General features: G+C 48.7%; 9 protein-coding genes and 1 pseudogene. 6 read left to right on the top strand and 4 right to left on the bottom strand.

From position 1 onward, the window contains the following. Positions 1–309 precede the first annotated feature (309 nt). Together WG89_RS27500 and WG89_RS27505 are read right to left on the bottom strand one after the other, a co-directional pair. On the bottom strand, positions 310–993 hold the full coding sequence (locus WG89_RS27500; protein ID WP_079254093.1) for a fimbria/pilus periplasmic chaperone: 684 nt from the start codon (positions 991–993) through the stop codon (positions 310–312). Between the two features lie 226 nt (positions 994–1,219). Beyond that, the gene (locus tag WG89_RS27505) at positions 1,220–1,522 is read right to left on the bottom strand and encodes an antibiotic biosynthesis monooxygenase family protein (RefSeq protein ID WP_062270842.1); all 303 of its coding nucleotides are present in this window, start codon (positions 1,520–1,522) and stop codon (positions 1,220–1,222) included. A 230-nt stretch (positions 1,523–1,752) separates the two neighbouring features. On the opposite strand from WG89_RS27505, the gene WG89_RS27510 reads away from it, so the two are divergent. The 3 genes from WG89_RS27510 (at position 1,753) to WG89_RS27520 (ending at position 4,583) form a co-directional block, all read left to right on the top strand. After that, positions 1,753–2,526 carry an AraC family transcriptional regulator gene (locus WG89_RS27510; protein WP_172806945.1) on the top strand — a complete coding sequence of 258 codons (774 nt, stop codon included), beginning with the start codon at positions 1,753–1,755 and terminating at the stop codon, positions 2,524–2,526. A gap of 98 nt (positions 2,527–2,624) precedes the next feature. After that, positions 2,625–3,746, top strand: coding sequence for a bifunctional DNA-binding transcriptional regulator/O6-methylguanine-DNA methyltransferase Ada (ada, locus tag WG89_RS27515; protein WP_079254094.1), 1,122 nt, complete (start codon positions 2,625–2,627; stop codon positions 3,744–3,746). A gap of 66 nt (positions 3,747–3,812) precedes the next feature. Further along, a complete protein-coding gene (locus WG89_RS27520; RefSeq protein ID WP_062270856.1) occupies positions 3,813–4,583 on the top strand; it encodes an isocitrate lyase/PEP mutase family protein in 771 nt (256 codons plus the stop codon). Between the two features lie 36 nt (positions 4,584–4,619). On the opposite strand, the gene WG89_RS27525 is transcribed toward WG89_RS27520, so the two are convergent. Then, positions 4,620–5,180: a 4Fe-4S binding protein gene (locus WG89_RS27525; protein ID WP_062270847.1), complete on the bottom strand. Its 561-nt coding sequence runs from the start codon at positions 5,178–5,180 to the stop codon at positions 4,620–4,622. A 401-nt stretch (positions 5,181–5,581) separates the two neighbouring features. Here WG89_RS27525 and WG89_RS27530 point away from each other — a divergent pair, with 401 nt between their 5' ends. The 3 genes from WG89_RS27530 (at position 5,582) to WG89_RS27540 (ending at position 8,551) form a co-directional block, all read left to right on the top strand. Continuing rightward, positions 5,582–5,869, top strand: coding sequence for a DUF4212 domain-containing protein (locus tag WG89_RS27530; protein WP_062270849.1), 288 nt, complete (start codon positions 5,582–5,584; stop codon positions 5,867–5,869). Continuing rightward, positions 5,866–7,668, top strand: a complete 1,803-nt coding sequence (locus WG89_RS27535; protein WP_062270852.1) for a sodium:solute symporter family protein — start codon at positions 5,866–5,868, stop codon at positions 7,666–7,668. The genes WG89_RS27530 and WG89_RS27535 overlap by 4 nt, the downstream gene beginning before the upstream one ends. A gap of 124 nt (positions 7,669–7,792) precedes the next feature. Further along, positions 7,793–8,551, top strand: a complete 759-nt coding sequence (locus tag WG89_RS27540; RefSeq protein WP_062270854.1) for an SDR family oxidoreductase — start codon at positions 7,793–7,795, stop codon at positions 8,549–8,551. Positions 8,552–8,853: 302 nt separating this feature from the next. On the opposite strand, the pseudogene WG89_RS31450 reads toward WG89_RS27540, so the two are convergent. Further along, positions 8,854–9,072 (bottom strand): annotated as a pseudogene (locus WG89_RS31450) (IS1595 family transposase); the annotation flags it as partial.

Below are 9,072 nucleotides of genomic sequence, written 5' to 3' on the forward strand. Positions count from 1 at the left end.
AGAATGACTTGTACCCAGGCTTTGGTAGCCGTGATGCGCAAGCTGATACGTATAGCATTCAGCGTATGGCGTAGCCAAAAGACATTCGATATGGCTCAATATCATTCCCCCATTATGCAAAAAGCTATGCTGTCTGATTAAAGACCTAAGGCTCTTGCAGTGGAGAGTTTCTCACCGATGAGGCTCTAATTTCTTATGTAATTACTAAAAGCAGGTTGACAAGAAACATAGAGCCTCAGGATGAACGGAGTATGCATTGGCATTAACGCTTGGCTGCACTAGGAATCTGTCGGAATTAGGTCAAGAAGGTCAGAAAACCTTCTTGATCTCCTGACGACCATCAAACAGATCAAAGCTGACTTTTTCTTTTCCAACAGGCAATGAGATGGTCCAGCTCTGGCCAGCGTACAACCGCTTGTTCTCTGTTAGATCAAAGCAGCTCCCTTTCTCAGAACACGCCTGACCATTGCGCATTACCACATTAACATTCCCTGTATTTGTCAAAGTCATGCTAGCTCCGTTCCTGATAGCCGAAACCTTGTAGTGCGGATTTTCTGGCCTGACAAATACCAGTGCCTGATAGGCAATCAGGATCCTGACAGAACTTTTCTGATCTTTGCCATCGGAAACAACAGGCTTGAAGGTAACCCGGTAGACCTGCTCTTTATCCTTTGGGTTTTCAAGGCTAACCAGTCTCATGGTCTTTCGGCTGCCCGATGGGACAATAGCTTTCTGAGGCGTTGTCAGCAGCTTCATTTCTTCAGGATTGGTAGCCGGAATCAGCTGCTCACTCTCCTCGCCTGGGTTCTCAACCTTGAAAACTTCAGTCTGAAGAAAGAGCTTGTCATCATCAGGATTGGAAACCGTTATCTCTTCATAGGCAGAGCGGGATGGATTCATGTAAACAATCATCCGATCCAGAGTCATAGACGCCTGACTGTTTATAGAAGCCATTAAACCAAGAGAGATCAGGGAGAGTCTACGCAAAGTCATTGAACCCGGATTGTTACAATAATTATTGCGACATTGTCCTTCAGGCTCACTCTCATTTTCAGTCGTAGTAACGCCTTACTGTTAGGTATAAGACCCTGATCAACTCCAAAAACCAAGAATAAATGGTATTTAAACAGACTGTTCTTGAGGACGTTATAAGAAAATGCTTATGGGATAGTGAGCCAGCCAGTCGAACAAAACTGGCTGGCTAAAAGTTGACGGAAGCTTAGTTCAGACTGTAATCCCGCTCGACTTTCGCAATGCGGATACGATAATCACTGAACAGGGATTCCTGGCCTTTCTTCTGACACAACAGATGCTGGAGATCCTGCTTCCAGCTCTTGATGGCATCCTCACTTTCCCAGAAAGAAAGGCTGCATACCTTTCCTTCTTTCACAACACTAGAGAAACGTTCAGCGGAAATAAACCCGTCATACTGAACAACTCTTTCGCGCATTTCTGCACCCAGTTTCAGGTACTCTTCCATGCACCCTTCGTTGAACTCTACTTCGAAAATAACGGCGTACATCGCATTCACCTTCTAATCACTTAAAGCAAACGGAGGTTCAGGAATTCGTAAAAATACATCCAGCCAACCGCCCGTATAAATACGCATTCAATTTAATGAAGATATGAACTTTTATTCTACTTGAGCCAACTTCTCAGAACCTGCCAAACTGTCCGGAAGTATAAAAAGTGTGTCCTGAAAAAATACATCCAAGCATGCCAAAAACTATCGAACTTCGGACAAAAGGAGCTATGACCCGGGAAGACCACGAAGTTCGTGAAACGCTGGTCAGAGAAACGCCAAAAGACGTCGTGGCGCTGATGTGGGATTATTCCAATGGCTATTTGCTGGACTGGCACCGCCATGAACGGGCACAGCTGCTTTATCCTTCTACGGGGGTTATCACTGTTCGTACTCCCCGGTCGGCATGGATTGCCACACCTGAAAAAGCACTACTGATTCCCGCTGGCCTTGATCATCAGGTAAAAATGAGGGGCGTGGTTGAAATGCGCAGCCTGTTCCTGACCCAGTCAGCTCTGCCCAGGGTTTCAACTGAATGCGCTCTGGTGAATGTCTCCAGTATGCTCAGGGAATTACTCCGCCATGCGGTTCACTTGCCCAAAGAGTATGATGAACAAGGGGCTGACGGCCGCTTGATCAAAGTGATTCTCGATCAGGTCGATCTGACATCGTCAAGAGCGGTGAGTTTGCCTCAACCCAGCGATGAAAAAATCCGCTGGATTGAGCGGCACTTGATCGACAGCCCGGCAGATAAACGCAGCATTGAAGACTGGGCAAATCTGGTTAACGTCAGCAGTCGCACCCTTGCCAGAAGATTTCAGGAAGACATAAAAATGCCTTTCAGGGACTGGAGGCAACGTTTGCGTCTGTTAGCGGCCATAAGGCTGCTGGCAGATGGACACTCTGTCACTCAAACAGCCCATGATGTAGGCTTCAGTAATACCAGTGCTTTCATTGCTTACTTTAAACAGGCTACCGGGCAGACACCGGGAGGTTATTTCTGACCTGTGAATCCTGAAGAATTTAACCGCAAGATTCGGATCGTCATAGCATCGACAACCAGTAAACTGTATCTGCTGCCAGTCTATTGAAGGTTAAAAGGATGAAGAGTGACTCCCCCTATCCGATAGAGAAAGATCCCCGCTGGAAAGCGGTCATTGAAAGAAACGGGGATTTTGACGATGAGTTTGTTTATGCGGTAAAAACTACCGGAGTTTATTGCCGACCCGGCAGCCCTTCTCGACTCCCAAAGCCTGAGAACGTCGTCTTTTTTGATAACGCACCGGCAGCAGAAGCGCAAGGTTTCAGGCCCAGCAAACGGTATCTTCAGGATCAGGCCGCTATTACCAGAAAGCATACCGAACTCATTGCCAGAGCCTGCCAGCAGATTGAGAAATCAGAGACCGAACCCGCACTGCATGATCTCGCCAGAGATGCAGGATTAAGTGCCTACCACTTCCACAGGGTTTTCAAATCCATTACAGGCATTACTCCCAAGAAATACGCTCAAGCTCACCGAGCCCAGAAGATAAGAAATGAACTCAAACCCGATACTTCGGTTACTGATGCCATCTACGAAGCGGGCTTCAGTTCCAGCAGCCGCTTCTATGAATTTTCCGGAAAAATGCTGGGCATGAAGGCTTCGGAGTTCAAAAAAGGAGGGGCTGATACAGATATTTTCTTTGCCGTCGGAGAGTGCTATCTGGGCGCTATTCTTGTAGCCCAAAGTCATAAAGGCATCTGCGCCATTTCACTGGGCGATGATCCTGATCAGTTGGTTCGAGAGCTCCAGGATCAATTCCCCCGGAGCAAGCTGGTCGGCAATGACCGGGAATATGAAAAGCTGATTGCCCATGTTGTAGGCTTTCTTGAAAACCCTGAAACCGACTTGAAAATGCCTCTGGATATCCAGGGAACCGCCTTCCAGAAAAGAGTCTGGTCAGCCCTGCAAACTATCCCGGTGGGCACAACCGCCAGCTATGCCGACATTGCCGAAAAAATAGGCTCTCCCAAAGCTGTTCGGGCCGTTGCCAGAGCTTGCGCTACCAACAGTCTGGCCATTGCCATTCCCTGCCATCGTGTGGTTCGCAGCGATGGCAGCCTGTCAGGTTATCGCTGGGGCGTTGAGCGTAAACGGGAGCTACTGGCAAACGAAAGCAGAATACACAATAAAATTAAATCACAAGAACCGGATAGTGAGCCAACCACATTCTCTTCAAACTAAAGCCTCTTCACTGCCTGGCTCCCAAACAGGAGCCTTGTGATTTTAATGACCGTCAGAGGTTTTATCATGCCCGTTTCCCTTCAGGAAAAAAGAAACCAGTTCCGTAAACTGCATGCTTCAGGCTCTTTTATATTACCCAATGCCTGGGATGCCGGTGGCGCCAGAATTTTACAAGGCATGGGATTTAAAGCATTGGCAACCACCAGCGCAGGGTATGCTGCGTCAATAGGCTGTGATGACCTTTCTCTCTCAATGGAAGCTACTCTGGAAAACCTGAGGACTCTCAGTGATTCTACCGATCTTCCAGTCAATGCAGACTTCGAATCCGGCTTTGCGGTAAGCCCTGAAGAACTGGCTGAAAATGTCACTTTAGCCGTTCAAACCGGGATTTCAGGCCTGTCCATAGAAGACCGCGATGGAGACCACTTGTTCGACATTCAATTGTCTTCGGACCGAATCAAAGCGGCCCGTGCTGCAATCGACAAAATCGATCCCAATATTGTTCTGGTTGGACGCAGTGAAGGTTTTCTGGTGGGGCAGAGTGATATTGATGACACCATTGAAAGACTGGTGGCTTATGCCAATGCCGGAGCTGATGTTCTCTATGCACCGGGGGTCAGTCAGGAAACTCACATTAGAGCGATTGTTGAAGCCGTTAAGCCAAAGCCTGTTAACGTCTTACTAATCAGCCCTGAAATGAGCGCTATCAACCTTAAGGAGATAGGCGTTGGTCGTATCAGTGTCGGGGGATTTCTGGCAACAGCTGCATGGCATGGTTTTACGACTGCCGCCCAACAGTTATTAAATGAAGGCACCCTGACTGCTGGAAGTTTCTGACAACAACTATCAGGTCTGAAAGCACCATCAAAGTTTTCAGACCTGACGCTTAACCAGCGATATCGCCTTATTGTAACAATCGAGAGAACACTCCCCGCAGCCGGTACAACCATTCGGGTCGATCTCAATGCGGTTACTGGCACTCAGCTTTATAGCCCCTTCTTCGCAAGCGTCGATACAAAAGTCACAGCTCTGATTGTAAGTCAGTTGACAGTGATCACTCACAAGAGCCAAAGCTTGCCTCTTTTCGCCAGATTCGCGAGAGAGGGCTCCTGTTGGACAGGCCTCTACACAGAGACCACAGAAATCACAGCTGCCATATTCCAGTGACAGCGTTGGCAGTCCCTGAAGGAATGAGCTGGATTCATCGGATTGGCGAAGGACTCTCCTGGGGCATACATCAATACATCGGTTGCAGCGATTGCATAGCGCCAGAAACTCATTATTGCCCATTGCCCATGGCGGACGGGGAAACTCTGAAACAGGCAGTTCAACTTCAGCAGGCCCGGCAAAACGACGGAAGAAAGCTCGTCTTGATGGGGATTGCAGCTGCTCTTTGTTCATAAGCGATTGAGCCTGAATCTGCTTGTCACTCATACTGCCTGAAACCTGTCACCGATAACGAGATTTTCTGAGTTTACGCAGATCAGAATTACTCTTGTATAAGTGCATGTCGATGTTAATTATCTACAATCGTCACACCAGAGTTCCTTCCCCCTTATTAGCCTAAAGTCGAAAAGGCAGACTTGCTTTATCCTGCTACTGTGACCTCTGCACCTGCGAGTCTTATAAGTATCTGAACAGTTCATTCATTCCTGCTTGTTGAGTGATTTTTTCAGCCACAAAGGCGTAACGAAAGGCGTTTAGGCTTGAGTATGTCCTCTATGCTGGAATGCGAAAACCAGAAAAAAGTTCACTTCCGGTTATTCGCAGCAACTGTTCTGGTGCTTGAACACCGCTGGCTCTGATACCAATTATAAATATGGGAGAATCCCACAGTGGCACACCCTCAAGACCCCAAGAAAGCGGCGGCAGCCGCCTATTGGCGTGAAAACATCCGTCTATTGCTCACACTTCTCGTCATCTGGTTTGCTGTTTCCTTTGGCGCTGGAATTCTGTTTGTTGATTTTCTTGACCAGTTTCAGATGGGAGGCTTTCCCCTGGGATTCTGGTTTGCCCAGCAGGGTTCCATCTATACCTTTGTCATCCTGATTTTTGTCTACGCCTGGCAGATGAATCGACTGGACCATAAATACAACGTCTATGAAGAGGAGGATGAAGCATGAGCACAGAAATGCTGACTTATCTCTTTATTGGCGCCTCTTTCGCTCTCTACATTGGCATTGCCATTTGGTCACGGGCAGGCTCTACCGGAGAATATTATGTAGCAGGCAAAGGCGTTCACCCGGTTGCCAATGGCATGGCGACCGGTGCTGACTGGATGTCTGCAGCCTCCTTTATCTCCATGGCCGGTATCATCTCCTTTATTGGTCGAGACGGTGCAGTTTACCTGATGGGCTGGACCGGCGGTTACGTTCTGCTGGCCATGTGTCTGGCTCCCTACCTGCGTAAATTTGGCAAGTTCACCGTGCCAGACTTTGTCGGTGAGCGTTACTACTCCCAGACTGCACGCGTCGTGGCCGTAATCTGTGTCATCTTCATCTCCTTCACTTATGTGGCAGGTCAGATGCGAGGCGTAGGTATTGTTTTCTCCCGCTACCTTGAAGTGGATATCACCATGGGTGTTCTGATCGGCATGGGGATTGTCTTCTTCTACGCCGTGTTGGGAGGCATGAAAGGGATTACCTACACTCAGGTTGCCCAGTACTGTGTGATGATCTTTGCCTTTATGGTACCTGCCATATTCATCTCCATGATGATTACCGGCAACCCTATTCCACAGCTGGGCTTTGGCAGTGAAGTGACCGGGACAGGTCAATCGGTCCTTGAAAAGCTTAATGGACTTTCCGCCGAGCTCGGTTTCAAGCAATACACAGACGGATCAAAGTCCACCATTGACGTGTTCTTTATCACCATGGCTCTGATGGTAGGTACTGCGGGCCTGCCTCACGTTATTGTAAGATTCTTCACCACCCCTACTGTACGTGACGCTCGTAAATCAGCGGGTTATGCCCTGCTGTTCATTGCCATTCTTTATACCACTGCTCCGGCTGTGGCGAGTTTTGCCCGTATTAATCTGCTGAATACTGTCAGCGAATCCAGCTATAAAGAACTGCCAGAGTGGTTTGCCAACTGGGAAAACTCCGGCCTGATTGCCTGGATTGACAAGAACGAAGACGGGAAAATCCAGTACACCGACGGACATCCTATGGAAGGCAAGCCACAGTTCACGTCTGAGCGTGGCGACAGTGGTGAACGTCTAGTGTCTAATAACCCAACGGCGGGTGAAAACGAACTCTATGTTGACCGCGACATTATGGTTCTGGCCAATCCGGAGATAGCTCAACTGCCAGGCTGGGTCATCGCTCTGATTGCTGCAGGTGGTCTGGCGGCGGCGCTTTCAACTGCGGCAGGGTTGCTTCTGGTTATCTCAACCTCAGTATCCCATGACTTGTTGAAACAAAACCTGATGCCCAACATTTCCGACAAGCAGGAACTACTGGCAGCAAGGATTGCCGCAGGGGTAGCCATTGTTATTGCGGGTCTGTTTGGCATCTATCCACCCGCCTTTGTGGCACAAGTGGTGGCTTTTGCCTTTGGACTGGCAGCAGCTTCCTTCTTCCCGGCCATTCTGATGGGCATCTTCTATAAACGTATGAACCGTGAAGGTGCTATCTCAGGCATGGTGTCAGGTCTGGTCTTCACCTTTGCTTATATCGTTTACTTCAAATTCATCAATCCGGCAGCCAACACCGCTGACAACTGGTGGTTTGGAGTGTCTCCGGAAGGCATTGGCACCTTAGGCATGCTGATCAACTTCAGTGTTTCCATGGTAGTTTGCCATCTGACGGCCGCACCGCCCAAACACATCCAGACTCTGGTCGAAGATATCCGTGTACCTCGCGGAACCCCTTCCAGCGAACCCGCTGTCGAAGGCAACTCTCCTGCCAGCAACCTCGGTTAAGCGCTCTTTGAAATCAGGCCTTCGGGCCTGATTTTCTAGAACCTACTCTCCCCCTTTCCCACTGATGTGTTGTTGAGTCATAATCGCGAACAGAACCTGACTTCAGTGGAGCAACCCCTTGAGCTTGAAAACTGTATTTATCACCGGTGCCACTTCTGGTTTTGGTGAAGCCTGTGCTCGTCGTTTTGCCAGTGAGACTGGCTGGCAGCTGGTGATTACCGGTCGCAGGAAAGAGCGCCTTGAAGCACTGGCTCAGGAACTCTCGGCATCCTGCCCTGTGCACAGCATTGTCTTTGATATGAGGGATGAAGCAGCAATAAAGGATGCCATCAGTACTCTGCCAGAAGCTTTCTCTGACGTGCATACCCTGATCAATAATGCCGGTCTGGCTCTGGGCACCCAGCCCGCTGACCAGAGCGATACCGATCAATGGATGAACATGATCGACACCAATATCAAAGGTTTGGTTCTGATCACTCACGCCCTGCTTCCCGCGCTGAAGAAAAACAACACGGGAAGTATTATTAATCTGGGATCTGTAGCCGGCACTTACCCTTATCCCGGAGCCAATGTTTATGGCGGCACCAAAGCGTTTGTTAAGCAGTTTTCTCTGAATCTGCGTTCGGATCTGCTGGGTACGGGTATCAGGGTCACTAACATTGAGCCGGGGATGGCAGAAACAGAATTTTCAGTGGTCCGCTTTGAAGGCGATCAGTCAAAAGCCGATTCGGTCTATGAAGGTATGAAACCATTGTCAGCCGAAGATATTGCAGACAGTATCTATTGGGTAGCCAGTCGACCGGCCCATGTGAATATCAATGCCATGGAGATCATGCCGGTTCAACAGGCTTTTGGGCCTTTTGTTGTGGATCGAGAGGGTTGAAAGGACTCACGAGTGTTGGGCGTTATCGCTTAGCACTCCTCTTTACCTCCCTCTTCAAAATAGAGAAGCAGCTCACATAACTTAAACTTGAAATACAGCTCAAATTTATTTCAAATCAATCAGCAACACGAGTCTGTCCCAATAGAGAAAGCAGTTAGAACGCAGTCTGAAAAGTTTGTATTCGATCAGTGCTGACTGCATCTGGCCACTTAACTGATAAGTAGGCCCGGATGAACAGGTTTTGTCTTATAGACGAACTGAATCGAGTATTAAAATAATGGCTCTTAATGGATTCCGGGGAGTTATCCAAACAACACTCCCAGAAGACCGGTTAGAGCTGCTTTCCCGCGCTTCTTGATATTGTGCAGGCACTCGAAGAAACCCAAATACAGCGGTAACTTCTCTTGTGATATACCCCGATGAGGACGCAACCAGGAACGCAACAGCGACCAGAACCCCTCCATTGTATTCACATGAATCTCATGAAAACCGTCGCCGTCCTCATCTCGTGCATATTCACC

Origin of the sequence: Endozoicomonas arenosclerae (assembly GCF_001562015.1) — a bacterium.
In the GTDB taxonomy this organism is placed as follows: Bacteria; Pseudomonadota; Gammaproteobacteria; order Pseudomonadales; family Endozoicomonadaceae; genus Endozoicomonas_A; species Endozoicomonas_A arenosclerae.

What these genes read in the sequence shown, in the direction of transcription:
- ada (WP_079254094.1), top strand. Translation starts at nt 2,625, where the DNA reads ATGAAGAGTGACTCCCCCTATCCGATAGAGAAAGATCCCCGCTGGAAA.
- WG89_RS27500 (WP_079254093.1), bottom strand. Translation starts at nt 993, where the DNA reads ATGACTTTGCGTAGACTCTCCCTGATCTCTCTTGGTTTAATGGCTTCT.
- WG89_RS27505 (WP_062270842.1), bottom strand. Translation starts at nt 1,522, where the DNA reads ATGTACGCCGTTATTTTCGAAGTAGAGTTCAACGAAGGGTGCATGGAA.
- WG89_RS27510 (WP_172806945.1), top strand. Translation starts at nt 1,753, where the DNA reads ATGACCCGGGAAGACCACGAAGTTCGTGAAACGCTGGTCAGAGAAACG.
- WG89_RS27535 (WP_062270852.1), top strand. Translation starts at nt 5,866, where the DNA reads ATGAGCACAGAAATGCTGACTTATCTCTTTATTGGCGCCTCTTTCGCT.
- WG89_RS27525 (WP_062270847.1), bottom strand. Translation starts at nt 5,180, where the DNA reads ATGAGTGACAAGCAGATTCAGGCTCAATCGCTTATGAACAAAGAGCAG.
- WG89_RS27520 (WP_062270856.1), top strand. Translation starts at nt 3,813, where the DNA reads ATGCCCGTTTCCCTTCAGGAAAAAAGAAACCAGTTCCGTAAACTGCAT.